At 62.6% G+C, this 24,245-nt stretch carries 19 protein-coding genes; 6 read left to right on the top strand and 13 right to left on the bottom strand.

The window, feature by feature from the left end; genetic code table 11:
• Window positions 1-7: 7 nt before the first annotated feature.
• The 10 genes from astD to acs form a co-directional block, all read right to left on the bottom strand.
• The gene (gene astD / locus DMX12_RS16345) at window positions 8-1,471 is read right to left on the bottom strand and encodes a succinylglutamate-semialdehyde dehydrogenase (protein WP_110678694.1); all 1,464 of its coding nucleotides are present in this window, start codon (window positions 1,469-1,471) and stop codon (window positions 8-10) included.
• Complete coding sequence (gene astA, locus DMX12_RS16340; RefSeq protein WP_110678692.1) at window positions 1,472-2,500, bottom strand: arginine N-succinyltransferase; 1,029 nt, start codon at window positions 2,498-2,500, stop codon at window positions 1,472-1,474.
• Window positions 2,501-2,578: 78 nt separating this feature from the next.
• Window positions 2,579-3,598 carry an arginine/ornithine succinyltransferase subunit alpha gene (gene aruF, locus DMX12_RS16335; RefSeq protein ID WP_110678690.1) on the bottom strand — a complete coding sequence of 340 codons (1,020 nt, stop codon included), beginning with the start codon at window positions 3,596-3,598 and terminating at the stop codon, window positions 2,579-2,581.
• A gap of 135 nt (window positions 3,599-3,733) precedes the next feature.
• Window positions 3,734-4,954: an aspartate aminotransferase family protein gene (locus DMX12_RS16330; RefSeq protein WP_110678688.1), complete on the bottom strand. Its 1,221-nt coding sequence runs from the start codon at window positions 4,952-4,954 to the stop codon at window positions 3,734-3,736.
• Between the two features lie 371 nt (window positions 4,955-5,325).
• A complete protein-coding gene (argR, locus tag DMX12_RS16325; RefSeq protein ID WP_009681484.1) occupies window positions 5,326-6,306 on the bottom strand; it encodes a transcriptional regulator ArgR in 981 nt (326 codons plus the stop codon).
• 98 nt (window positions 6,307-6,404) lie between these two features.
• Window positions 6,405-7,169, bottom strand: a complete 765-nt coding sequence (locus DMX12_RS16320; RefSeq protein WP_009681485.1) for an ABC transporter ATP-binding protein — start codon at window positions 7,167-7,169, stop codon at window positions 6,405-6,407.
• 22 nt (window positions 7,170-7,191) lie between these two features.
• Window positions 7,192-7,890, bottom strand: a complete 699-nt coding sequence (locus DMX12_RS16315; protein WP_029887202.1) for an ABC transporter permease — start codon at window positions 7,888-7,890, stop codon at window positions 7,192-7,194.
• Window positions 7,887-8,576: an ABC transporter permease gene (locus DMX12_RS16310; protein ID WP_054881940.1), complete on the bottom strand. Its 690-nt coding sequence runs from the start codon at window positions 8,574-8,576 to the stop codon at window positions 7,887-7,889. Before DMX12_RS16310 ends, DMX12_RS16315 begins: the two co-directional genes overlap by 4 nt.
• Before the next feature lie 87 nt (window positions 8,577-8,663).
• Window positions 8,664-9,449, bottom strand: coding sequence for an ABC transporter substrate-binding protein (locus DMX12_RS16305; RefSeq protein ID WP_110678686.1), 786 nt, complete (start codon window positions 9,447-9,449; stop codon window positions 8,664-8,666).
• Between the two features lie 536 nt (window positions 9,450-9,985).
• Complete coding sequence (gene acs / locus DMX12_RS16300; RefSeq protein WP_110678684.1) at window positions 9,986-11,947, bottom strand: acetate--CoA ligase; 1,962 nt, start codon at window positions 11,945-11,947, stop codon at window positions 9,986-9,988.
• 397 nt (window positions 11,948-12,344) lie between these two features.
• Between acs and DMX12_RS16295 the strand changes: the two genes are divergently transcribed.
• Window positions 12,345-12,599 (top strand): DUF2790 domain-containing protein, encoded by a 255-nt coding sequence (locus DMX12_RS16295; RefSeq protein WP_009681490.1) that lies wholly within the window; start codon window positions 12,345-12,347, stop codon window positions 12,597-12,599.
• An 84-nt stretch (window positions 12,600-12,683) separates the two neighbouring features.
• Here DMX12_RS16295 and DMX12_RS16290 read toward each other — a convergent pair whose 3' ends face one another.
• Entirely contained in the window at window positions 12,684-14,243 is a 1,560-nt protein-coding gene (locus tag DMX12_RS16290; protein WP_110678682.1) for a sigma-54-dependent transcriptional regulator, read from the bottom strand.
• Between the two features lie 254 nt (window positions 14,244-14,497).
• Between DMX12_RS16290 and phhA the strand changes: the two genes are divergently transcribed.
• The 4 genes from phhA to DMX12_RS16275 all read left to right on the top strand — a co-directional run bounded on the left by phhA (window position 14,498) and on the right by DMX12_RS16275 (window position 17,334).
• Window positions 14,498-15,286 (top strand): phenylalanine 4-monooxygenase, encoded by a 789-nt coding sequence (gene phhA / locus DMX12_RS16285; protein ID WP_009681492.1) that lies wholly within the window; start codon window positions 14,498-14,500, stop codon window positions 15,284-15,286.
• A 39-nt stretch (window positions 15,287-15,325) separates the two neighbouring features.
• A complete protein-coding gene (locus tag DMX12_RS16280) occupies window positions 15,326-15,682 on the top strand; it encodes a 4a-hydroxytetrahydrobiopterin dehydratase (RefSeq protein WP_009681493.1) in 357 nt (118 codons plus the stop codon).
• 245 nt (window positions 15,683-15,927) lie between these two features.
• Window positions 15,928-16,056, top strand: a complete 129-nt coding sequence (locus tag DMX12_RS29990; RefSeq protein ID WP_009681494.1) for a hypothetical protein — start codon at window positions 15,928-15,930, stop codon at window positions 16,054-16,056.
• Window positions 16,057-16,146: 90 nt separating this feature from the next.
• Window positions 16,147-17,334, top strand: a complete 1,188-nt coding sequence (locus tag DMX12_RS16275; protein WP_054881938.1) for an MFS transporter — start codon at window positions 16,147-16,149, stop codon at window positions 17,332-17,334.
• 44 nt (window positions 17,335-17,378) lie between these two features.
• Here the strand turns inward: DMX12_RS16275 and DMX12_RS16270 are convergent, their stop codons facing one another.
• Window positions 17,379-20,399: an FAD-binding and (Fe-S)-binding domain-containing protein gene (locus tag DMX12_RS16270; protein ID WP_110678672.1), complete on the bottom strand. Its 3,021-nt coding sequence runs from the start codon at window positions 20,397-20,399 to the stop codon at window positions 17,379-17,381.
• A 151-nt stretch (window positions 20,400-20,550) separates the two neighbouring features.
• Between DMX12_RS16270 and DMX12_RS16265 the strand changes: the two genes are divergently transcribed.
• Window positions 20,551-21,435, top strand: coding sequence for a LysR substrate-binding domain-containing protein (locus DMX12_RS16265; protein ID WP_054912719.1), 885 nt, complete (start codon window positions 20,551-20,553; stop codon window positions 21,433-21,435).
• Between the two features lie 804 nt (window positions 21,436-22,239).
• Here DMX12_RS16265 and DMX12_RS16260 read toward each other — a convergent pair.
• A complete protein-coding gene (locus tag DMX12_RS16260; RefSeq protein WP_166524954.1) occupies window positions 22,240-23,658 on the bottom strand; it encodes an amino acid permease in 1,419 nt (472 codons plus the stop codon).
• Between the last annotated feature and the right edge of the window lie 587 nt (window positions 23,659-24,245).

The following is a 24,245-nucleotide window of genomic DNA, read 5'->3' as shown; positions in this document are numbered from 1 at the left end:
CCTGTTGTTATAGGGTGACGCCCGGCGTAAGGGTGGCCGGCAAGGCAAGGCTGGCAGTCTCCAGCGAAGCCACGGGGTAAGCGCAGTAGTCGGCCGCGTAATAGGCACTGGCGCGATGGTTGCCACTGGCACCGACGCCACCGAAGGGTGCGCTGCTGGCTGCACCGGTCAGTTGCTTGTTCCAATTGACGATGCCGGCGCGGCTGCGCAGCCAGAAATGCTGGTAGCGGGCGCGCGAATCGGACAGCAAGCCGGCAGCCAGGCCGTACTGGGTGTTGTTGGCTTCATCGATGGCCGCATCGAAATCGGCATAGCGGACCACTTGCAGCAGCGGCCCGAAGAACTCTTCATCCGGGCGCTGCGCCACGGCGCTGACATCGACGATGCCAGGGGTAAGCAATGCGGCATCGGCTTGCGGCTGCGTCATTTCCAGCAGTTTCACCCCACCCTTGGCGGCCAGTTCGACCTGGGCAGCCAGCAGCGCCTGCGCGGCCTGCAGCGAAATCACCGAGCCCATGAACGGTGCCGGCTGTTCATCGAACGCCCCCACCGTGATGGTTCTGCACACCTCGACCAGGCGCGCGAGCAGCGCATCGCCCCAGGCACCCTGGGGCACCAGCAGGCGACGTGCGCAGGTGCAGCGCTGGCCGGCGGAAATGAACGCCGACTGAATGATGGTGTAAACCGCAGCGTCGAGGTCCTTGACCTCGTCTACCAGCAATGGGTTGTTGCCACCCATTTCCAGCGCCAGGATCTTGTCCGGGCGCCCGGCAAACTGCTGGTGCAACAGGTTGCCAGTGCGGCTGGAACCGGTGAAGAACACGCCATCGATACCTGGGTCGCCAGCCAGTGCCACACCGGTTTCACGCCCGCCCTGAACCAGGTTCAGCACACCCGCCGGCAGGCCGGCGGCGATCCAGCAGTGCACTGTCAGTTCCGCCACCTTGGGGGTCAGCTCACTCGGTTTGAACACCACGCAGTTGCCCGCCAGCAGCGCCGGAACGATGTGCCCGTTCGGCAGGTGGCCAGGGAAGTTGTAAGGGCCGAACACCGCGACCACACCATGGGGCTTGTGCCGCAGCACTGCCGTGGCATCGGCCAGCGGGCCGCTCTTTTCACCGGTGCGCTCACGGTAACTTTGTATGGAAATGGCCACCTTGTTGACCATGCTGGTCACTTCGGTGGCCGATTCCCACAGCGGTTTTCCGGTTTCCTCGCCAATGCACTGGGCCATGGCTTCGGCATGCGCCTTCAACTGTGCGGCAAACTGCTCCAGCACACCGATGCGCGCGTCCAGGCTCAGTTGCGCCCAGGCTGGGAACGCCTGGCGCGCAGCCTCAACGGCGGCGCCGACCTGGCTGGCGTCGGCGCCCTGCCCCTGCCAGATCACGGCCTGGGTGACCGGGTTCAGCGATTGCAGGGGCTCGCCCTGGCCGGCCTGCCAATTGCCGGCGATGTAGTGCGTGGTCATTTATTGGCCCTCCCGGCTCGCCGACATGGGCACAGCGCGCACATTGTCGCCAGCGCCCATGCGCAGGCGTTTGGCGGTCAGCGGGTCGACCACCAGGGTTCCGGCGGCCAGGCGCGCAGGTGCAGCGGTGATACGGCAGTCGTCGCGCTTGCGGTTGTGGATGATGTAGGGGGTGGCGTCATCGCCCGGCGTGCCAACCGCCAGCACCAGCGTCTGGCTGTCGCGCACGGCGCGGATCCTGCCGGTGTCACACTCGATGGCCGGGCCGGCGTCGAAAATGTCGACATAGCCCTGGTAAGTGAAACCTTCCTGCTTGAGCATGGCCAGTGCCGGCTCGGTGTCCTTGTGCACACGGCCGATCACGCTGCGCGCCGCGTCGGACAGGAAGCACGTGTACAGCGGGAACTTCGGCATCAGCTCGGCGATGAACGACTTGTTGCCCACGCCGGTCAGGTAGTCCGCCTGGCTGAACTCCATCTTGAAGAAGTGCCGGCCCAGGCTTTCCCAGAACGGCGAACGCCCCTGCTCATCCGACATGCCGCGCATTTCGGCGATGGTTTTCTTGCCGAACAACTCGGGGAACTCGGCAATGAACAGCATGCGCGCCCGCGACAGCAAGCGGCCGTTGAGCCCGGCGCGGTAGTCGCTGCGCAGGAACAGCGAGCACAGCTCGGAGTTGCCGGTCAGGTCGTTGGCCAGAAACAGCGTGGGGATTTCGCGGTAGATCTTCAGCTCCTGCGAGGCACTGACGGTCAGGCCGACCCGGTAGTTGTACCAAGGCTCGCGCAAGCCAACGGCACCGGCGATGGCACTGATGCCTACCACCAGGCCTTCGTCGTTTTCCAGCACGAACAGGTAGTCGGTGTCGCCGCGCTCGGCCTCGCCCCGAAAGCTCTTTTCCGCCCAACCTACGCGATGCTCCAGGCGCTCTTCGTTGGCCGGCAGCGTGGTCAGCCCGGTGGTGCCGGTGCTGCGTGCCAATTCGATCAACGCAGGCAAATCGCTGCTGCGTACAGGACGAACGATCATGCTATCTCCTTGTGCGGCGGCATGGGCCGGCGCGAAACTCTGCTAACGCATCAATCCCGAAACGCCTGTTGCCAGGCTTCAGGCCGCCACAAGGCGCACGCTGGCGCCCACGCCCACGCCCAGCGCCTCGGCTGCTGCAACGTTCAGGCTGACCGGCTTGCCGGGCACCCAATCCAGCTCCAGCAGCACTGCCCGGTAGTCCTGCAACAGGCCGTTGCACACCAGGTACGGGCGCCCGCCCTTGGTTGGCGCGTCGTCGATTTTCACTGGGGCCACCCGGCTCTGGGCGATCGAGCGGATGCCCGAGGTACGCGCATGCAGGGTAGGGCCGCCGTCGAAGATGTCGATGTAGTGCTCGGTCTCGAAGCCCTCCCGCATGAGGATGTCGAAGGTGATCTGCGCCCGCGGGTGCACCTGGCCCATGGCTTCCTGCGCCAGGTCTGGCAGCAGCGGCACGTAGATCGGGTAGTGCGGCATGAGTTCGGCGAGAAAGGTGCGGCTCTTCAGGCCGCACAGGCGCTCGGCATCGGCATAGTTGAGGTCGAAGAAATTGCGCCCAATGGCGTCCCAGAACGGTGATTCGCCCTTTTCGTCGCTGTAACCGACGATCTCGGTCACCACCGAGTCAGCGAAGCGTTCCGGGTGCGCAGCCATGAACAGCAGGCGGCCGCGGGAATTGAGTTCGGCCCAGCCGCTGTTCACCAGTTCTGGCAACACGTAGAAACTGGTCAGCAGGCTGTTGCCGGTCAGGTCATGGCACAGCGAGAGCACGTGGATCTTGTTGTGGATCTTCAGCTCGCGCGAGGCGTGCACGAAGGTCTCGTTGCGAAAACTGTAGAACGGCTCGGAGTAGCCAGCCGAGGCCACGATGGCCGAGCAGCCGGCGAGCTTGCCGGTTTCGCTGTCTTCGAGCACGAAGAAGTAGCTTTCCTCGCCATTGAAGCTGACCTCCGCGGCGAAGGACGTCTCGGAGGCGGCAATCTTGTCGCCCAGGCGAGCAGAGTCGTCCGGCAGCGAGGTGACACCAATGGGGCTGTCGGCAGCCATGCGCTGCACTTCGTTCAGGTCAGCCATTTGCGCGGGGCGCATCACCAGCATGGTGTCACTCCTTTGGAATACGGGCCGCTCATGGCGGCACGGAAAAACGGCAGGCGCATGGGCACCTGCTGTGGAATCGCAAATCGCCGGCCTGGTACAACCTTGGCTGCGGCCGGCGAAGGGACCGCAGGCGAATCAGCCTTGGGTCAGCGTGGCAACGGCGCGCTCGAAGCGGTCCAGGCCTGCATCGATATCGGCGTCTTCAACCACCAGGCTTGGTGCGAAGCGAACCACGTCCGGACCGGCCTGCAGCACCATCACGCCTTCTTTCTCGGCGGCATTGAGTACGTCCTTGGCCTTGCCTTGCCAGGCCTCGGCCAACACGCAACCCAGCAGCAGGCCAACACCACGCACCTGGCTGAACAGGTTGTACTTCTGCCCGATCTGCTCCAGGCGGGCCTTGAACCGCGCGTGCTTGGCCTTGATGCCGGCCAGGGTTTGCGGGGTGTTGACCACGTCCAGCACCGCGCAGGCAACCGCGCAGCCCAGCGGGTTGCCGCCGTAGGTGGTGCCGTGGGTGCCCACAGCCAGGTGCTTGGCCAGCTCGGTGGTGGTGAGCATGGCGCCGATCGGGAAGCCACCGCCCAAGCTCTTGGCGCTGGTGAGGATATCCGGGGTCACGCCGTAGTGCTGGTAGGCATACAGCGAGCCGGTACGGCCCACACCCGTCTGCACTTCGTCGAAGATCAGCAGGGCATTGTGCTCGTCACACAGCTTGCGAGCGCCTTCCAGGTAAGCCTTGTCGGCCGGCACCACGCCGCTCTCACCCTGGATCGGCTCGATCACCACGGCGCAGGTCTTGTCGGAAATCTGTGCCTTCAACGCTTCCAGGTCGTTGTACGGCACGTGGCTGATGCCGGTGATCTTCGGGCCGAAGCCATCGGAGTACTTCGGCTGGCCGCCGACGCTGACGGTAAACAGGGTACGACCGTGGAAACTGTTCACGGTGGCGATGATTTCGTGCTTTTCAGGGCCGAAGCGGTCATGGGCAACCCGGCGGGCCAGCTTGAAGGCAGCCTCGTTGGCCTCGGCGCCGGAGTTGCAGAAGAACGCACGGTCGGCAAAGGTGGCGCTTACCAGCTTGTGGGCCAGGCGCAGGGCCGGTTCGTTGGTGAATACGTTGGAAACGTGCCAGAGGGTGTTGGCCTGCTCGGTCAGGGCCTTGACCAGCGCCGGGTGGCAGTGGCCCAGGGCGTTTACCGCGATGCCGCCGGCAAAGTCGATCAACTCGCGACCGGACTGGTCCCAGACACGGGAACCCTCGCCTCGCACAGGAATGAAGGCCGCCGGAGAATAGTTGGGGACCATGACCTGGTCGAAATCGGCACGTTGCACCGGGGCCTGCTCAACGGACATCTGAGTCTCCTGGAGAGGAACGCTGGCCTGGAAGTGGCGAGCGATGGGGGGATTGTAAGGACTGATCTGCGCCTGTCCTTGCGGCCAAGCGACAACTTGTTACAGCGCAAAACCCAGTTTTAGCAAGGTTTTCGGCAATGCGACAAACACTGTCGCAATCGCGCAGTGTACGGGAGAGAGGGGGCTGGGTGAACGGGTGTTCACCTGGAGATGAAGGAGTAGAAGGTGCAAGCCGATATTTTTATGCCGTAGCGGGTGTGAGGCGTTGGTATCGCGCCGTGGCGGGTGCATGACGTTGTTCTAGTAGCGCGGCGCACGATATCCGCCCTACCATCACCCTCAAGGCATACACCCCGGCCCCAACCGAGCTATCAACCCTTTTCAGCCGGCGCCGAACTCAACTCGAACGGGCTGCTGCTACGCCGCTGGTTACGGTCTTCCCGCGGCGTAGCACCAAAGAAATTGCGGTACGCACTGGAAAAATGCGGCCCCGACGAGAAACCACAGGAAAGCCCGATCTGGATGATCGATTTGCTGGTCTGCATCAGCATCTGCCGCGCCTTGTTCAGCCGCAGCTCCAGGTAGTACTGGCTCGGCACGCGGTTCAGGTACTGCTTGAAAATGCGCTCCAACTGCCGGCGCGAGACGCATACGTGCTGGGCAATTTCGTCGGTGGTCAGCGGTTCTTCGATATTGGCTTCCATCAGCAACACCGCCTGGGTCAGCTTGGGGTGGCTGGAGCCGAGACGATTCTGCAGCGGAATACGTTGGCGCTCGCCCCCCTCGCGGATACGCTCGACCACCAGTTCCTCCGACACCGCACCGGCAAGCTCGGCGCCGTGATCGCGGGCCAGCACCGCCAGCAGCAGGTCGGTAACGGCCATGCCGCCGCACGCCGTGAGGCGGTCACGATCCCAGTCAAACAGGTGGCTGGTGGCGATGACCCTGGGGAAGCGCTCGGCAAAATCATCCTGCCAACGCCAGTGCACGGCAGCCCGGTAACCATCGAGCAAACCCAGCATCGCCAGCGGGTACACACCGGCTGCAAGCCCCCCGATCATGCAGCCGCTGCGCGCCAGTTGCTTGAGCGCGGCCGACAACGCAGCCCCTACCGCCACGGGTGGCTCGTCTGCCAGCAGGAACAGCTTGTGACAACCTTCCAGGCCACCGTTCCAGGGCTCGCCTGGCAGGCGCCAGGCACCTTCCGGCGCAGGCTCAGCCTGCAGGAACGACAGTTCGTAGACCACGTCCGGATGCACCCGCTGCGCCACCTGCAACACTTCCTCGGCCAGCGCCAGGGTCAAGGGCCTGGTGCTGGGCCAGATGAGAAAACCGATTCGCTGGGTGGTCATAAGGTACGGTCCGAAACCTGAGGTCGTTCGAGTCTGTGCGCCGGGTCAGGCCGCGCTCGCCGCGCAGCATGCCCTATTCTGGTGCAAAAATGCAGCTTTTACTTCAGGCTGCCGGAGAGGAACTGCTTCAGGCGTTCCGACTGCGGGTTGGCCAGCACTTCACGCGGGCAGCCGGTCTCTTCCACCAGCCCCTTGTGCAAGAACACCAACTGGTTGGACACCTCGCGGGCAAAGCCCATTTCGTGGGTGACCACGACCATGGTCCGGCCTTCCTGGGCCAGCGCCTGCATTACCTTCAGCACATCGCCGACCAACTCGGGGTCGAGTGCCGAAGTCGGCTCGTCGAACAGCATAACCTCCGGCTCCACCGCCAGGGCGCGGGCAATTGCCACACGTTGTTGCTCCCCGCCAGACATGTGCCCCGGGAAGGCGTCCTTGCGGTGGGCGACACCCACCTTGGCCAGGTAGTGCTCGGCCTTTTCCAGGGCTTCCTTGCGGTTCACGCCCAACACATGCACCGGCGCCTCGATGATGTTCTCCAGCGCGGTCATGTGCGACCACAGGTTGAAATGCTGAAACACCATCGACAGCCGCGAGCGCATGCGCTGCAACTGACGCGGGTCTGCGGCCTTCAGCGCGCCGTCCTTGCCAGCGACCAGCCTGAGTTCTTCGTTGTTGAGCAGGATCTTGCCGGCGTGCGGCTGCTCCAGCAGGTTGATGCAACGCAGGAAGGTCGACTTGCCCGAACCGCTGGAGCCGATGATGCTGATGACGTCGCCGGCCTTGGCCGCCAGCGACACGCCCTTGAGTACTTCATGGCTGCCGTAGCGCTTGTGCAGGTCTTGAACTTCGAGTTTGTACATGCTGTCGATTCTCACAAAGCGGTCAGTGCTTGCGTGGCGCCAGGTAGCCGAGCCAGCGGCGTTCGGCCATCTTGAACAGGCGCACCAGGATGAAGGTCAGGCACAGGTAGAACACGCCCGCCGTGATATAGGCCTCGAAAGGCAGGTAGTACTGCGCATTGACCGTGCGTGCGGCGCCGGTTATGTCGATCAGGGTGACGATCGACGCCAGGCTGGTGGTCTGCAGCATCATGATCACTTCGTTGCTGTACTGCGGCAGCGCCCGGCGCAGGGCCGAAGGCAGCAGGATGCGGCGGTACATCTTCATGCGTGACATGCCCATGGCCTTGGCCGCCTCGATCTCGCCATGCGGCGTGGCCTTGAGGCTGCCGGCGATGATTTCTGCGGTGTAGGCACTGGTGTTGATGCCAAACGCCAGGCACGCACAGAAAGTGGCGCTGGACAACAGCGGCCAGAAGACACTGTCGCGTACCGCTTCGAACTGGGCCAGGCCGTAGTAGATCAGAAACAGCTGCACCAGCATCGGCGTCCCGCGGATCACATAGGTATAGAGCCAGGCGGTGAAGTTGACCACCGGCTGCCGCGACACCCGCATCAAGCCCAACGGAATAGCCCCCAGCAAGCCGAAGAACAACGAAATGGCCAGCAGCTTGAGGGTGGTCAGCAGGCCGCCGAAGTACATCGGCAACGCCTCCCAGATGACGTTGTAGTCGAAGATCATAGTTCAGCCACCTTGACGCCCACCGAGTAGCGGCGCTCCAGAAACTTCAGGGCCAGCAGCGAGACACTGGTCAGCACCAGGTACAACGCGGCCACCGCCAGGAAGAAGGTGAACGGCTCGCGCGTGGCGTCGGCCGCCTGTTTGGCCTTGAACATCATGTCCTGCAGGCCGACCACCGAAATCAGCGCGGTGGCTTTGGTCAGCACCAGCCAGTTGTTGGTGAAACCAGGAATCGCCAGGCGGATCATTTGCGGTACCTGGATACGGAAGAACACCTGGCGCGCGCTCATGCCATAGGCGAACCCCGCCTCGGCCTGCCCCTTGGGAATGCCGAGGAAGGCGCCGCGGAAGGTTTCCGACAGGTAGGCACCGAAGATGAAGCCCAGGGTACCGATGCCCGCGATCAGCGGGTTGAGGTCGATGTAGTCTTCGTAGCCGAGCAGCGGCGCCACCCGGTTGATGATGTCTTGACCGCCGTAGAAGATCAGCAGGATCAGGACCAGGTCCGGAATGCCACGGATGACCGTGGAATACAGATCGCCAAGCCAGGCCAGCCAGCGCACCGGCGACAAGCGCAGCGCCACACCGATCAGGCCGAGCACGATGGCCAGGGCCATCGACGACAGGGCAAGCTGCAGCGTCAGCCACGCCCCGTCGAGGATGACTGCCCCGTAGCCTTTCAACATGATGAGGTCCTCGACCTAGAGAATGAAAAATGGTGCAAACCTCAGAGCCTCTGCTGTTTGCACCATTGCACAGGTAAACCCGACGTCTTAGTTCGAGTCTGGACCGTAGATGTCGAAGTTGAAGTACTTCTTCTCGATTTCCTGGTACTTGCCGTTGGCGCGGATGGCATCGATGGCCTTGTTGATGCGCTCGCGGTTGGCGTCGTCGCCCTTGCGTACGGCAATGCCGATACCGTCACCGAAGTACTTCGCGTCGGTGAAGGCCGGGCCTACGAAGGCAAAGCCCTTGCCGGCGTCGGTTTTCAGGAAACCGTCTTCCAGCAGGGTGGCGTCAGCCACGGTGCCATCGAGGCGACCGGCTGCCACGTCCAGGTAGATTTCGTTCTGGGTGCCGTAAGGCACGACGGTGACACCTTTGGCGCCCAGCACTGCATTGGCGAAGCGGTCGTGGATCGAGCCGCGCTGTACGCCGATCTTCTTGCCCTTGAGTTCGTCCAGGCTGTCGCTGACGGTGGTGCCTTCCTTCATGACCAGGCGCGCCGGCGTCAGGTAGTAGCGCTTGGTGAAGTCGACCGACTTCTTGCGGTCTTCGGTGATCGACATCGACGACAGGATGGCGTCGATCTTGCGCACCTTCAGCGCCGGAATCAGGCCATCGAATTCTTGCTCGACCCAGGTGCACTTGGCCTTCATCTCTTCGCACAAGGCGTTGCCGATGTCGTAGTCGAAGCCAGCGATGCTGCCGTCGGGCTGTTTGAAGGCGAAAGGTGGGTAGGCGGCCTCGATGCCGATTTTCAACGGCTTTTCATCGGCCTGCGACACCAGGGAAAACACGGACAACGCCAGGGCGCCAAGCAGTGCAAGCTTCTTCATCAGGTAACTCCATCGGTACGGGGCAATACAAGGCAGATCACGGCTGCCCGATATGCGAATGAGTACAACGCGAGCCGCGCAGGGTTCGACCAAGGCCGCATACCACGAGCGAGTGTGTGGCATTCTAACGACAGCCCGGTAGTCGATATTTCTTCAAAGCGACAACTACTTATAGAAGCGCCTGAAACCGCCGCGGGCGATGTTGACAGCCATTGCAAAATATGCAAAAGCGCAAGAAATAGAACCTATAGAACTAGCAATTCCTGGGCCTATTATTGGCAAAGCCTCGAATTACGGCAAGTGGGGCGAGCGGCACGGCTGCAAATGCCATGAAGCTGCACTGGAATGGGCCGGTTTTGTTTCCCCGCGCCCCGCCATTGTGCGGCACCGGTGACACAACGGTTACCGATGATTGTCGGGTAACAGTAAAGCAAAAACCCCGCCGGTTGCCCGGGCAGGGTTTCTGTAGGAGCGGCCTTGCGTCGCGATGGGTCGCAAAGCGGCCCCTGCCATTCAGCGCACCCGCGGGGCCGCCATCAGGCCGAAGCCAGGCTCATCGCCTTGTGGGTATCGATCAGGTGCTGCACCACCCCAGGGTCGGCCAGGGTCGAGATATCGCCCAGCGCGTCGTACTCACCGGTGGCAATCTTGCGCAGGATGCGGCGCATGATCTTGCCGGAGCGGGTCTTGGGCAACCCAGGCGCCCACTGGATCACATCCGGGGAAGCGATAGGGCCGATTTCCTTGCGCACCCAGTTCTTCAATTCCAGGCGCAACTGCTCGCTGGCCTCGACACCCGCATTGAGGGTGACATACACGTAAATGCCCTGCCCCTTGATGTCGTGCGGCACACCCACCACTGCAGCTTCGGCCACCTTGGCGTGCGCCACCATGGCACTCTCGATCTCGGCCGTGCCCATGCGGTGGCCCGACACGTTGAGCACGTCATCCACGCGACCGGTGATCCAGTAGTAACCGTCCTCGTCCCGGCGCGCGCCGTCGCCGGTGAAGTACATCCCGCGGAAGGTCTTGAAATAGGTATCCACGAAACGGTCGTGGTCGCCATACAGCGAACGCGACTGGCCAGGCCAGGAATCGAGGATCACCAGGTTGCCCTCGGCCGCACCGTCGATCAGGTTGCCCAGGTTGTCCACCAGTGCCGGGACCACGCCGAAGAACGGCCGGGTTGCAGACCCTGGTTTCAGGCCGGTGGCACCCGGCAGCGGGCTGATCAGGATGCCGCCGGTTTCGGTCTGCCACCAGGTGTCGACGATCGGGCAGCGCTCCTTGCCCACGGCCTTGTAGTACCAGCTCCACGCTTCCGGGTTGATCGGCTCGCCCACCGACCCCAGCAGGCGCAGGCTGGAGCCATCGGCCCCGGCTACAGCGGCCTGCCCTTCGGCCATCATGGCGCGGATGGCGGTTGGTGCGGTGTAGAGGATGTTGACCTTGTGCTTGTCGATGATCTTCGACACCCGGGTGATGTCCGGGTAGTTCGGCACGCCCTCGAACAGCAAGGTGGTGGCGCCGTTGGCCAGCGGGCCGTAGACGATATAGCTGTGGCCAGTGACCCAGCCCACGTCCGCGGTGCACCAGTACACCTCACCGTGGCGGTAGTCGAACACGCGCTCATGGGTCAGCGCGGCATACACCAGGTAACCGCCCGTGGTGTGCAGCACCCCTTTTGGCTTGCCGGTGGAACCCGAGGTGTACAGGATGAACAGCGCCTCTTCGGCGCCCATTTCTTTCGGCGCGCAATGGCTGGAAGCCACCTTCATCAGGTCTTCGTACCAGATGTCGCGGTGCTGGTGCCAGGCGATGTCGCCACCGGTGCGCTTGCACACGATGATTTTCTGCACGCTGTTGGTTTCAGGATTGGTCAGCGCCAGGTCGACGTTGGCCTTGAGTGGGGTACGACGACCACCGCGCAGGCCCTCGTCGGCAGTGATCACCACCTTGGACTTGCAGTCGATGATCCGACCGGCCAGCGCCTCGGGCGAGAAGCCGCCGAACACCACCGAATGGATCGCCCCGATGCGTGCACAGGCCAGCATGGCGACCACGGCTTCGGGGATCATCGGCATGTAGATGGTGACCACGTCACCACGGTGCACGTCCTGGCCACGCAGGGCGTTGGCAAACTTGCAGACCTGCTCGTGCAGTTCGCGGTAGGTAATGTTGCGGTGCTCGGAAGGGTCGTCACCTTCCCAGATGATCGCCAGCTGGTCACCGCGCTCTTCGAGGTGACGGTCCAGGCAGTTGGAGGAAACGTTCAGAGTGCCGTCGGCGAACCATTTGATATCGACGTGGTGGTCGTCGAACGAGGTCTGCTTGACCTTGGTGAACGGCTTGATCCAGTCGATACGCTGGGCCTGCTCGCGCCAGAAGCCGTCCGGGTTGATCACCGATTGCTGGTACATGGCCTTGTAAGTGGCCTCGTCGGTCAGCGTAGTGGCCGCAACCTCGGGACGAACGGGATACAGTGGAGCCGCACTCATCTGTGTTACCTCGGTGTAATAGTTGTTTTTGTATGGGACCGTTTGTAACTGTACCAGAGCAACAAAAGCCATTCGACGTTGGTAGTAATTTGGTACGGCCGTACCGGCAGAAGGCTCTGGCGCAGGCCTTACAGCTTGCCTGGCATGCCGCTGAACGTACGGACCGATGGATTGTTACAGATTCTGTTAAAAGACTTTATCAAAACACCCCCTGTTTCGGCCCGGGTGGCGGCCATAAAATTCACTTCGCCAGCAACGGCAAGGCGATTAACAACTGGTAACAGCCCCCACGAAGGCACACGTTGATCTCCCTTTATCTGGTTAGTTGAAACTTGATGTACACGCGGCGCCACAAGCGTCGCGCGCCCCCTCACGACCTTAGACAGGTATATTTGAAATGAAAGCTTTACTGGTATTGGTACTGGGTAGTCTTTGCGGCGCGGCACTGGCCGATGAAGCCAAAGATGCCGAGCAGATTCCGGTTGAACAATACAGTTACTCTCAGCACCTGGACATTGCCCGCGTCATTTCCATGAGCGAAGTGCCCAATGTGTGCGAAGTCGTGCCAGCGCGCATGACCTACGAGGACTCCCAAGGGCAGAAGCATATCCTCGAATACCGCGTGATGGGGAACGGCTGCTCTAACGGGTGAAGACCTTGAATCGGGGCCCTGCGGGGCCCCTTCGCGACACAATACCTGTAACTTGAAAGCAGTGCCAACGTTGTTGCCCGCCCCCTAATCGCCCGACTTGTTAAGTGAATAATCTCTCAACTTGTTGGCAATGGTGGTATGTGAAACACCCAATCTTTTTCCCAGTGCCCGGCTACTGGAAAACTCGCCCATCAAACTTTCCAGCACCGCTTTTTCAAAGCGCCCGACGATCTGCGAAAGATCCCCTTCCAGCGAAAAATCACCCAGCGGTTGGCGCACGCCATAATCCGGCAAACGAATATGCTCGCTCTTGACCACGCCGCCTTCGCATAATGAAACCGCCTGGAACAAAACGTTCTCCAACTGCCTAACATTACCCGGCCAATGATACTGCCCAAGTTTGTCCATAGCGGCCGGCGCCAAACGTGGCAAGGCGCAGCCGATCTGCCGGCTGGCCTGATCAAGAAAATGCTGCACCAGCCCTTCCAGGCCATCCATGCACTCGCGCAAAGGCGGAATGTGCAGCGACAACACGTTGAGGCGGTGATACAAGTCCTGGCGGAATTCACCACGGGCACACAATTCGGACAAGTCAACCTGGGTGGCGCAGATCACCCGTACATCCAGGTATACCTCTTCATCGCTGCCGACCCGGCGGAAGCAACCGTCCTGCAGGAAGCGCAGCAGCTTGACCTGCAGGCGCGGGCTCATCTCCCCCACCCCGTCAAGGAACAAGGTGCCCCCCGCAGTCAGTTCCAGTAACCCAAGCTTGCCCTCGGCCCGCGCCCCTTCGAATGCCCCCGGGCCATAGCCGAACAGCTCGGTCTCGGCCATCGACTCTGGCAACCCGGCACAGTTGAGTGCCATCAATGGCGACTGCCCGCGCGGGCTGGCCAGGTGGCACGCCCGCGCCAGCAGCTCCTTGCCGGTGCCGGTCTCGCCCTCGATCAGCAACGGCGCATCCAGCGGCGCCATGCGCCGCGCTTCACGCACCACGGCTGCCATCACCCGCGAACTCTGGAAGATGCTGTCGAAACCCCGCAACTCCTGCTTGCGCACGTTGTAGATGCGCTCGCCAATGCGGTCGGCACGGTGCAGGGTAAGCACGGCACCGGCCAGCGCCTCGCTCTCGTCATGCTCGGACTGCAGCGGCGCGATATCGGCCAGGAACACATCACCCTTGACCTGGATGCGCAGGCCGTTGATACGCGACTTGTTGGCCCGCACCAGCTCCGGCAGGTCGAAATCTTCGACGTAGCGGGCCAATGGCATGCCCGGCACCTCGTCCACGCGTACCCCCAACAGCTGCGCTGCGGCACGGTTGGCCGCAACGATGCTGCCGCCCATGTCTACCGACAGCACCGGGAAGTCCAAGGCCCCCAGTAGCGCATTCAGCTCCATGTGCCGGCGCTCGCTGGGCATCAGCCCCACGCGCTTTACGCCGAATACCCCGGCAATGGCCTCGAACTTCGGGCGCAGGGCCTGGAACTGCAAATTGACCAGGTTCGGGCAGTGCAGGTAGATGGCGTTGCCATGGTCACCCCCCACCTCGCCGCGCAGCACGTTGATGCCGTACTCGACAAGCAGGTTGAGGATGTCCCGCAGGATGCCAATGCGATTCTGGCAGTGCACTTTGATACGCATGAGGGCTCTCGCGACGCCGATGTTTTTCAACACAGCGCAGAAAATTCGTAAAGATAAGCTGACAAAAGCCGAACAAACGCCAGCCGAATACGGCGTATTTTCCGCGCTCTCGCGAAATTTGTAAAATTTTCGTTACGATATTCAACCCGTAAGGCATTTCAACGCAGCCAGACCCCCGTGCAAAGCGGTGAGCAAAAGCCTAATGCTTGGTTATGTGCCGTACATAACAAGAAAGCCCTCACCAGGAGAGCCCTATGAAACAGACGCACTACGTGGCCCGCGAGCCCGATGCGCATGGTTTTATCGATTATCCCCAGCAAGAGCACGCTGTGTGGAATACCCTGATCACCCGCCAGCTGAAGGTGATCGAAGGCCGCGCGTGCCAGGAATACCTGGACGGTATCGAGCAACTCAACCTACCCCATGAGCGCATTCCGCAGTTGGGTGAAATCAACAAGGTGCTGGGCGCCACCACCGGTTGGCAGGTGGCCCGGGTACCTGCCCTGATCCCCTTCCAGACCTTTTTCGAGCTGCTGGCCAGCAAGCGCTTCCCGGTCGCGACCTTCATTCGCACCCCGCAGGAGTTGGACTACCTGCAGGAACCAGACATCTTCCACGAGATCTTTGGCCACTGCCCGCTGCTGACCAACCCCTGGTTCGCTGAATTCACCCACACCTATGGCAAGCTGGGCCTGGCCGCGACCAAGGAACAACGGGTGTACCTGGCCCGCCTGTACTGGATGACCATCGAATTCGGCCTGATGGAAACCGCCCAAGGCTGCAAAATCTACGGCGGCGGCATTCTTTCATCGCCCAAAGAAACCGTATATTGCTTGTCTGGCGAACCCGAGCACCAGGCCTTCGACCCCGTCGAAGCCATGCGTACACCGTACCGCATCGACATCCTGCAGCCCCTGTACTTCGTGCTGCCGAACATGAAACGCCTGTTCGACCTGGCCCACGAGGACATCATGGGTATGGTCCACACCGCCATGCAGCTGGGCCTGCATGCGCCTAAATTTCCACCCAAGGTTGCTGCCTGAGCGACCTTGCCGATAACAACTCGAAGCGGAAACTATTCCATGAATGCCTTGAACCAAGCCCATTGCGAAGCCTGCCGCGCCGACGCGCCGAAAGTCACCGACGAAGAGCTGGCAGAACTGATTCGCGAGATCCCGGACTGGAACATCGAAGTACGTGACGGCCATATGGAGCTCGAGCGCGTCTTCCTGTTCAAGAACTTCAAGCACGCCTTGGCGTTCACCAATGCCGTTGGCGAAATCGCCGAAGCCGAAGGCCACCACCCCGGGCTGCTGACCGAGTGGGGCAAGGTGACCGTGACCTGGTGGAGCCACTCGATCAAGGGCCTGCACCGCAACGACTTCATCATGTGTGCGCGCACCGACAAGGTGGCGGAATCGGCTGAAGGCCGCAAATAAAGCCGCGGCTGCCCCACTGACACCGGCAAGGCCGGTGCCCTGCGCCCACCCCTGCCTGGCGGGCGAACGCGCCACAAAGCCGCCGTTTTTCGGCCAGATGTTGTGCGCTGTTCGCCCGCAAACCCGACCGGCGAGCGGGAAAAAAACCAAACTGTCATCCAGACTTGTGTATCCTGCCCCAGCTTTGTAAAGCTTCAAACGCGCCTGGCGCAGACTTTTCACTCACACTTGCGAGGAACGACGAGATGCATGAGATCCCGAATCTTCCCTTCCCAAGCCTGAACCCAGAAGAGCCAACCGTGACCGCCCACGCCGAACCGGCAGCTGCCGTCGAGCAGGATGGTGACGATCAATCCAGCGCTGACCAGGACTAACTGCGCATCCCCGACTGTGTGAAAACGGCTGACCTGCGGGCCACCCCCGTCAGCACGTTTTCACACCGTCCAGAACCCATGTAGGCCCTCATGCCCGACTCACCCCGCCCCCTTGCGGTCACCCTGCAAGTCGTCTCCATCGTTCTGTTCACCTTCATTGGCTACCTGAACATCGGCATTCCGCTGGCCGTACTGCCCGGCTACGTACACAACGACCTGGGTTTCAGTACCGTCGTCGCCGGCCTGGTGATCAGCGTGCAGTACCTGGCGACCCTGCTCAGCCGCCCTGCCGCCAGCCGCATCATCGACAACCATGGCAGCAAGAAAGCCGTGATCTACGGCCTTGCCGGCTGCGGCATCAGCGGCGTGTTCATGCTGGCCTGCGCCTTCCTGACCCACCTGCCCGGGTGGAGCCTGGCCTGCCTGCTGGCTGGCCGACTGGTGCTGGGCAGCGCCGAAAGCCTGGTGGGTTCGGGCTCGATAGGCTGGGGCATCGGCCGGGTCGGGGCTGCCAACACGGCCAAAGTCATTTCCTGGAACGGTATTGCCAGCTACGGCGCCCTGGCCATCGGCGCGCCGCTGGGCGTACTGATGGTCAAGGGCCTTGGGCTATGGAGCATGGGCCTGAGCATCATCCTGCTGTGCGCGGTCGGCCTGCTGCTGGCCTGGCCCAAACAGGCTGCGCCCATCGTCCATGGCGTGCGCCTGCCGTTCCTGAGCGTGCTGGGCAAAGTCTTCCCGCATGGCTCGGGGCTGGCCCTGGGCTCGATCGGCTTTGGCACCATCGCCACCTTCATCACCCTGTATTACGCCAGCCAGGGCTGGGCCAACGCAGCACTCACCTTGAGCCTGTTCGGTGCCAGTTTCATCAGTGCTCGCCTGCTGTTCGGCAACCTGATCAACCGGATTGGCGGGTTTCGCGTGGCCATTGCCTGCCTTGCGGTAGAAACGCTGGGGCTGCTGATGCTGTGGCTGGCGCCCAGCGCGGAGCTGGCGCTGGCTGGGGCAGCACTGAGCGGGTTTGGCTTTTCGCTGGTATTCCCGGCGCTGGGCGTTGAGGCAGTGAACCAGGTCTCGGCGGCCAACCGCGGGGCGGCGGTGGGGGCGTATTCGCTGTTCATCGACTTGTCGCTGGGGGTAACCGGGCCTCTGGTGGGCGCAGTGGCGGCCGGGTTCGGGTTTGCCTCGATGTTTCTGTTTGCCGCCGCCGCTGCGGCCTGTGGGTTGCTGCTGAGCCTGTATCTGTATCGGCAGGCTCAACAGGCCCGGGCGCGGTAAAACGACGCCGCGCTGGGCTGCAAGGCAGCCCGCGCCGCTGAAGGTCAGCGCTGAGCGTACTGCAACACCACTTCCAGCGGGTGGCGCATCTGGCGTTCGGTCATGCGCTTGACTTGGCTGCGGCACGAATACCCGGTAGCCAAAGGTTCGCCCTCCTTGTCCAGCTTGGTGGCCCAGCTTTGCTCGAAGATGGTCCGCGAGGTTTCCTGGTTGCGCGCCTCATGCCCATAGGTACCGGACATACCGCAGCAGCCAGTGGCCTCGGTCACCAGCTTCAGCCCCAAACGGGCAAACACCTGCTCCCATTGGCGGGTACTGGCCGGCACATTGGTCTTCTCGGTGCAGTGCGCCATCAGGCGGAAGTTGCCCGGCGCGGTCGGTGCCTGTTCGGGCAGCACATTCATCAGCCATTCCTGCGGCAGCAGCACCTGCGGGCAACCGTCCATGCCCGGAACCTTCTGGTACTCCTGGCGGTACACCAGGGTCATGGCCGGGTCCAGGCCCACCAGCGGCACGCCGCAATCGGCCAGGGCCTTGAGCTGGCTGGCATTGCGGATCGCCGCCTTGGCGAATGCACCGAGGAACCCCTGCACATGCAGCGGCTTGCCGTTGGCGCTATACGGCGCCAGGAACACCCGGTGGCCGAGGCGGTTGGCCAGGTCGATGAACGCCGAAAGCAACGGCGTTTCGAAGTAACGGGTGAAGGCATCCTGCACCAGCACGATGCTGCGCTCGCGCTGGGCCGGGGTCAGTTCGCGCAGCGCCGGCACCGTGGCCACGCCAACACGGCAGCGGGTCAGGGTGGCCTGGAAGTTGAAGCGGCTGATCAATGGGCTGTCGACCATGCCGACCTTTTCGGCCAGCAGCCTGCTCACCCATTTCGACCCCATCACCGCGTTGTACAGCCCCGGTGCGTGTGCCAGGTAGGGGATGGTGAACTCCAGCGAGCCGATCAGGTAGTCGCGCAGCGGGCGCTGATAACGGCCGTGGTACAGCTCGAGAAAGCGCGAGCGGAAGTCCGGCACGTTGACCTTGATCGGGCACTGCCCAGCGCAGGACTTGCACGCCAGGCAGCCGGCCATGGCGTCATACACCTCATGGGAGAAGTCGGCCTGGCCCTGGTTGCGCGCGCGGTTGTTGCGCAGGCGCGCCGGCAGGCCCTTGAGCCACGAGACCTTGTTACGCGCCGCAGCCAGCACGTCGATGTTCGCTTCGCCCTGCAGGCGCAGCCATTCGCGCATCAGCGAGGCACGGCCCTTGGGCGAGTGCTGGCGCTCACGGGTGGCTTTCCATGAGGGGCACATGGCGTCGTTGGGGTCGTAGTTGTAGCAGGCGCCGTTGCCATTGCAGTGCACGGCGCTGCCGAAGTCTTGCCAGACCCGTTCGTCGATGCTGCGGTCCAGGTCGCCGCGCAGGGTCACGCCATCGACCTTGGTCAGGCCTTCGGCGCTGTCGGGCGGCGTGCAGATCTTGCCCGGGTTCAGCTGGTTATGCGGGTCGAAGGCGCCCTTCAGGCGCTGCAGTGCTGGGTACAGTTCGCCGAAATACTCCGGCACGTACTCCGAACGCAGGCCCTTGCCATGCTCGCCCCACAACAGGCCGCCATAGCGTTTGGTCAGTGCCGCCACCGCATCGGAAATCGGCTTGACCAGCGCGGCCTGGGCCGGGTCTTTCATGTCCAGCGCGGGGCGCACGTGCAGCACGCCGGCATCCACGTGGCCGAACATGCCGTAGGCCAGGCCGTAACCATCGAGCAAGGCCCGGAAGTCGGCGATGTAGTCGGCCAGTTGCTCCGGCGGCACCGCGGTGTCCTCGACGAAAGGTTGCGGGCGCACCTCGCCCTCGACGTTACCCAGCAGGCCCACCGAGCGCTTGCGCATGGTGTAGACACGGGTGACGGCCTCGGAACCCTCGGCCAGCGTGTGGCCCAGGCGCTCGACACTGGTGTCGCTCTGCAGGTGCTGGATGAACGCCTGCACCTTGGCATTGACCTGCGCCGGCTCGTCCCCGCAGAACTCCACCAGGTTGATGCCCAGGGTCGGCCGCTCGGGGTCGGCCGGGAAGTATTCGGCAACGCTGTGCCAGACGATATCCTTCATCGCCAGCATGAGCACCTTGGAGTCCACGGTTTCGATGGACAGCGGCTTGTGCGCCATCAGCGCATTGGCGTCGCGCAGGGCATCCATGAAGCTGGTGTAGCGCACATTGACCAGTACCGCGTACTTGGGGATCGGCAGCACATTGAGCTTGGCTTCGACCACATACCCAAGCGAGCCCTCGGCACCGCACAGCACGCTATTAAGGTTGAAACGGCCCTGTTCGTCGCGCAGGTGCGCCAGGTCGTAGCCGGTCAGGCAGCGGTTGAGCTTGGGGAAGGTGCGCTCGATCAGGTCGCCCTGGGTTTGCTGGATGTCCCGCGCCATGCGGTACACCTCGCCCACCCGGCCAGGCGCGGCACAGGCCTGCTCCAGCGCGGCCTCATCGATCGGCAGGCTGTGCAGGCGCTCGCCACCGAGCAGCACGCTGTGCAACTCCAGTACGTGGTCGCGGGTTTTGCCATAAGTGCAGCTGCCCTGACCGCTGGCGTCGGTGTTGATCATGCCGCCGACGGTGGCGCGGTTGGACGTGGACAGCTCAGGGGCGAAGAACAGCCCGTACGGCTTGAGCGCAGCATTGAGCTGGTCCTTCACGGTGCCGGCCTGCACCCGCACCCAGCGCTCCTCGACATTGATTTCGAGGATGTTGTTCATGTGCCGCGACAGGTCGACGACAATGCCATCGGTCAGCGACTGGCCGTTGGTGCCGGTGCCCCCGCCGCGCGGGGTGAGCTTGACGTGCCGAAAGCGTGCTTCGGCCATCAGCGTGGCCACGCGCGCCACATCGTCGGCATCCAGCGGGAACACCGCAGCCTGCGGCAGGCGCTGATAGATCGAGTTGTCGGTGGCCAACACCGTGCGGGTCGCGTAGTCGGCGCTGATCTGGCCACGGAAGCCGCTGTTGCGCAGGGCTTCGAGGAATTCGGGGTAGTTGGCGCTGGGTGCAACGGTTGGCAGCTGGGCGATCATCGAAGGATGGCCTCTTGATATTGGCTATTCACGGGATTCCTGTCGCCCCGGCATGGGTCAAACCAGGCGGGGGTGACGTATAAGCCAATGTTCCTGTAGTTTGCGCTCAGGGGCAAACGGATAATCCTGCCGCTATCAATGACTTTTATGAATGAATTACCGCCACCTGACTCCGTCCATGTCGCTGCTGCTGGCATTCGAGGCCGCCGCCCGGCATGAAAGCTACACCCGCGCCGCAGCCGAACTGTCACTGACCCAGAGCGCGGTCAGCCGCCAGGTGCAGGCGCTGGAACAACAACTGGGCCTGACCCTGTTCCGCCGTGAAGGGCGCCAGGTGCAGCTGACTGATGTCGGCCGGCTGTACCAGGGCGAGCTCAGCGAGGCGCTGGGGCGCATCCGCAGCGCCACCCTGCAGGCGCTGGCTTACCAGTCCGGGGTCGGCACCTTGCGCCTGGCCACCCTGCCCACCTTCGGCTCCAAATGGCTGTTGCCGCGCTTGCATGCGTTCTACAGCGCGCACCCAGGCATGCTGGTGCACATTCATTCACGCATCGAAGCCATCAATTTCGAAACCAGCGAGATCGATGCCGCCATTGGCGTGGCCAGCCACGACCTGCCCGGGCTGGTCTGCCATCGCCTGCATGCCGAGGAACTGGTGGTGATCGTACCGCCGCAGGCCAGCGCCGACCGCCAGGGCTGGAGCCCCGCCAGCATCAGCGAAGAGGTGCTGCTGAACGTGGCCAACAACCCGCACGCCTGGGGCGAGTGGTTTTCCCACCATGGCCTGCCGCACCGGGCGATGCGCCTGGGGCCTAGTTTCGAGCTCACCTCGCACCTGATCCAGGCCGTGCGCGCCGGGATCGGCATCGGGCTGGTGCCGCGCATTCTCGTGGAAGAAGAACTGGCCAAGGGTGAACTGCACAGCCCCGGGGCAGCTTTTGCCAGCCAGCGCAGTTACTACCTGATCTACCCGCCGAGGAATGAGGCATTACCGTCGTTGCGGGCGTTCAGGGGGTGGTTGCTGGAGCAGATCTGAGTCCTGCCTCGACCGCATAGGCCCCAAGCCCTGTGCAGTACCTGTGGGAGATTCTATGGTTTCTGGCAAGGGTAGCCGCAGCATCTTCAGCGGCTGTGAGATCGAGCGCCGCCCGCGCGGCGCATCGCGAGCTGCGCTCGCTCCTACGTTTGTTTCGGGCCAGTAACCCCTGTGCCAGATGCGCGCGGCCGCTTTGTTCGTACGACGCGATTTTGAGGCATGCGCCAAGGCGTTCGCGCGCAAATCCCACAGGAATAATTGGCCCGAAACAAACGTAGGAGCGAGCGCAGCTCGCGATTGCGCCGCGCGGGCGGCGCTCGCTCTAACAGGCGCTGCATACCTTGTGGCAAACACCTGTCAGCCCTGATGCGATCCCTGTGGGAGATTCTATGGTTCCTGGCAAGGGTAGCCGCTGCATCTTCACTGCCTGTGAGATTGAGCGCCGCCCGCGCGGCGCATCGCGAGCTGCGCTCGCTCCTACGTTTGTTTCGGGCCAGTAACCCCTGTGCCAGATGCGCGCGGCCGCTTTGTTCGTACGACGCGATTTTGAGGCATGCACCAAGGCGTTCGCGCGCAAATCCCACAGGAATAATTGGCCCGAAACAAACGTAGGAGCGAGCGCAGCTCGCGATGCGCCGCGCGGGCGGCGCTCGCTCTAACAGGCGCTGCATACCTTGTGGCAAGCACCTGTCAGCCCTGATGCGATCCCTGTGGGAGCTGGCTTGCCAGCGATAGGGCCCAAACAGGCAATAAAAAACCCGAAGCCAGTCCCTGGCTTCGGGTTTCTCAATATCCTGCAGAGCCTTACTTGGCTACGGTTCCAGCAACCCCACCGGTATTCAGCCGCCGACGTGGCTTGACCATGTACACCACGAACATCGCAAACAGCCAGATCGGGATCGCGTACACCGACACCTGAATGCCTGGAATCATCAGCATGATGCCGAGAATCAGCACTACGAAGGCCAGCACCACATAGTTGCCATAGGGGTACCACAGCGCCTTGAACAGCGGCTTCTGGCCGGTGCGGTCAAGGTGCTGGCGGAATTTCAGGTGCGAATAGCTGATCATCGCCCAGTTGATCACCAAGGTAGCCACCACCAGCGACATCAGCAGTTCCAAGGCATTTTGCGGCATCAGGTAGTTGAGCAGCACGGCCACGAAGGTCACCGCTGCCGACACCAGAATCGAGCGCACCGGCACGCCGCGTTTGTCGACCTTGGCCAGCGCTGCCGGGGCATCGCCCTGCTCGGCCATGCCCAGCAGCATGCGGGCATTGCAGTAGGTGCCGCTGTTGTACACCGACAGCGCGGCCGTCAGCACCACGAAATTCAGCAGGTTGGCGGCCACGTCACTGCCCAGCAGCGAGAACACCTGCACGAATGGGCTGCTGCCATAACTGCCGCCCGAGGCGTCGATGCTGGCCACCAGGTTGTCCCACGGGGTCAGCGACAGCAGCACCACCAACGCACCCACGTAGAAGATCAGGATACGGTAGATGACTTGGTTGATCGCCTTGGGGATCACGGTCTTGGGCTTGTCGGCCTCGGCAGCGGTGAACCCGAGCATTTCCAGGCCACCGAACGAGAACATGATGAAGGCCAGGGCCATGACCAGGCCGCTGACGCCATTGGGGAAGAACCCGCCGTGCGACCACAGGTTGGCGACGGTGGCCTCCGGGCCGCCGCTGCCGCTGGTCAGCAGGTAGGCGCCCAGGCCGATCATGCTGACGATGGCGACCACCTTGATGATGGCGAACCAGAATTCGGCTTCACCGAAGAACTTCACGTTCATCAGGTTGATGGCGTTGATCAGCACGAAGAAGGCGGCTGCGGTAACCCAGGTCGGGATTTCCGGCCACCAGTAGTGGACATACTTGCCAACCGCCGACAGCTCCGACATGCCCACCAGGATGTACAGCACCCAGCAGTTCCAGCCAGACAGGAAACCGGCGAAGCCGCCCCAGTAGGTGTGGGCAAAATGGCTGAATGAGCCGGCCACCGGCTCCTCGACGATCATCTCGCCAAGCTGGCGCATGATCATGAAGGCGATGAAGCCGCAGATGGCGTAACCGAGGATCATCGACGGGCCGGCGGATTTCATCACGCCTGCCGAGCCGAGGAACAGGCCGGTACCAATTGCGCCGCCGAGGGCGATCAACTGGATGTGACGGTTCTTCAGGCCCCGCTTGAGCTCGCCTGAATGCATGTTTTGTCCACTCATGAACGAAGTCACCTGCATTGTTTTTATCTGTGACGGAATCGGACCCACCGCGCTCGTGGCGCAGCGGAATGGGCAAGGTGGTTACCTTGGGTTTCTCGACCTCAGGTGCCGCCGGGGCGGGTCAACCAGGCGTGATCAAGAGTGCGCGGTACGCAAGGGGGTCACAGGTAAAACGCGGCGCACTGTATACCCCTGCAAACGCGCAGGCGTCAACGCGTTGCATCCTTTCCTCGGGAAAAAACGCAGCGATCCTGTGGTATGGGCCTTCAAAGGCGGAGTGATCGGCGTACATGGCGCCTCCATTTGTTGTTTTGTCAGCCAGGCGCTGTGGACCGGCTGTTGCACACGGCAATAGCGGCTATAACACCGTGGGCAAGGGGGTTTGGGCAAGGGTGGTGGGGATTGGCGTGGGGGGCTTGCAGCATTGGCAGCGGCAAGTTTTTTTGACAGGCCGGGGCGTATTCCGAAAGGCGAACGGAAATCGGCTGATTTTGTACACATTTCTTTACGGGGTGGTTCGAGGACTTGCCAGTCGTCCGAAAAATTCTTTTGCTTCAGTGTCTTGGGGCTGCCTTGCAGCCCTTCGC

This window comes from Pseudomonas sp. MB-090624 (genome assembly GCF_003205245.1).
Taxonomy (GTDB): Bacteria; Pseudomonadota; Gammaproteobacteria; order Pseudomonadales; family Pseudomonadaceae; genus Aquipseudomonas; species Aquipseudomonas juntendi.
Note: the sequence above shows the minus strand (reverse complement) of the source record. Positions and strands in the feature narration are given on the sequence as shown.

What these genes read in the sequence shown, in the direction of transcription:
- DMX12_RS16260 (WP_166524954.1), bottom strand. Translation starts at nt 23,658, where the DNA reads ATGAGTGGACAAAACATGCATTCAGGCGAGCTCAAGCGGGGCCTGAAG.
- DMX12_RS29990 (WP_009681494.1), top strand. Translation starts at nt 15,928, where the DNA reads ATGCATGAGATCCCGAATCTTCCCTTCCCAAGCCTGAACCCAGAAGAG.
- DMX12_RS16280 (WP_009681493.1), top strand. Translation starts at nt 15,326, where the DNA reads ATGAATGCCTTGAACCAAGCCCATTGCGAAGCCTGCCGCGCCGACGCG.
- phhA (WP_009681492.1), top strand. Translation starts at nt 14,498, where the DNA reads ATGAAACAGACGCACTACGTGGCCCGCGAGCCCGATGCGCATGGTTTT.
- DMX12_RS16270 (WP_110678672.1), bottom strand. Translation starts at nt 20,399, where the DNA reads ATGATCGCCCAGCTGCCAACCGTTGCACCCAGCGCCAACTACCCCGAA.
- DMX12_RS16320 (WP_009681485.1), bottom strand. Translation starts at nt 7,169, where the DNA reads ATGTACAAACTCGAAGTTCAAGACCTGCACAAGCGCTACGGCAGCCAT.
- DMX12_RS16315 (WP_029887202.1), bottom strand. Translation starts at nt 7,890, where the DNA reads ATGATCTTCGACTACAACGTCATCTGGGAGGCGTTGCCGATGTACTTC.
- DMX12_RS16305 (WP_110678686.1), bottom strand. Translation starts at nt 9,449, where the DNA reads ATGAAGAAGCTTGCACTGCTTGGCGCCCTGGCGTTGTCCGTGTTTTCC.
- DMX12_RS16330 (WP_110678688.1), bottom strand. Translation starts at nt 4,954, where the DNA reads ATGTCCGTTGAGCAGGCCCCGGTGCAACGTGCCGATTTCGACCAGGTC.
- astD (WP_110678694.1), bottom strand. Translation starts at nt 1,471, where the DNA reads ATGACCACGCACTACATCGCCGGCAATTGGCAGGCCGGCCAGGGCGAG.
- argR (WP_009681484.1), bottom strand. Translation starts at nt 6,306, where the DNA reads ATGACCACCCAGCGAATCGGTTTTCTCATCTGGCCCAGCACCAGGCCC.
- acs (WP_110678684.1), bottom strand. Translation starts at nt 11,947, where the DNA reads ATGAGTGCGGCTCCACTGTATCCCGTTCGTCCCGAGGTTGCGGCCACT.
- DMX12_RS16265 (WP_054912719.1), top strand. Translation starts at nt 20,551, where the DNA reads ATGAATTACCGCCACCTGACTCCGTCCATGTCGCTGCTGCTGGCATTC.
- aruF (WP_110678690.1), bottom strand. Translation starts at nt 3,598, where the DNA reads ATGCTGGTGATGCGCCCCGCGCAAATGGCTGACCTGAACGAAGTGCAG.
- DMX12_RS16295 (WP_009681490.1), top strand. Translation starts at nt 12,345, where the DNA reads ATGAAAGCTTTACTGGTATTGGTACTGGGTAGTCTTTGCGGCGCGGCA.
- DMX12_RS16275 (WP_054881938.1), top strand. Translation starts at nt 16,147, where the DNA reads ATGCCCGACTCACCCCGCCCCCTTGCGGTCACCCTGCAAGTCGTCTCC.
- DMX12_RS16310 (WP_054881940.1), bottom strand. Translation starts at nt 8,576, where the DNA reads ATGTTGAAAGGCTACGGGGCAGTCATCCTCGACGGGGCGTGGCTGACG.
- DMX12_RS16290 (WP_110678682.1), bottom strand. Translation starts at nt 14,243, where the DNA reads ATGCGTATCAAAGTGCACTGCCAGAATCGCATTGGCATCCTGCGGGAC.
- astA (WP_110678692.1), bottom strand. Translation starts at nt 2,500, where the DNA reads ATGATCGTTCGTCCTGTACGCAGCAGCGATTTGCCTGCGTTGATCGAA.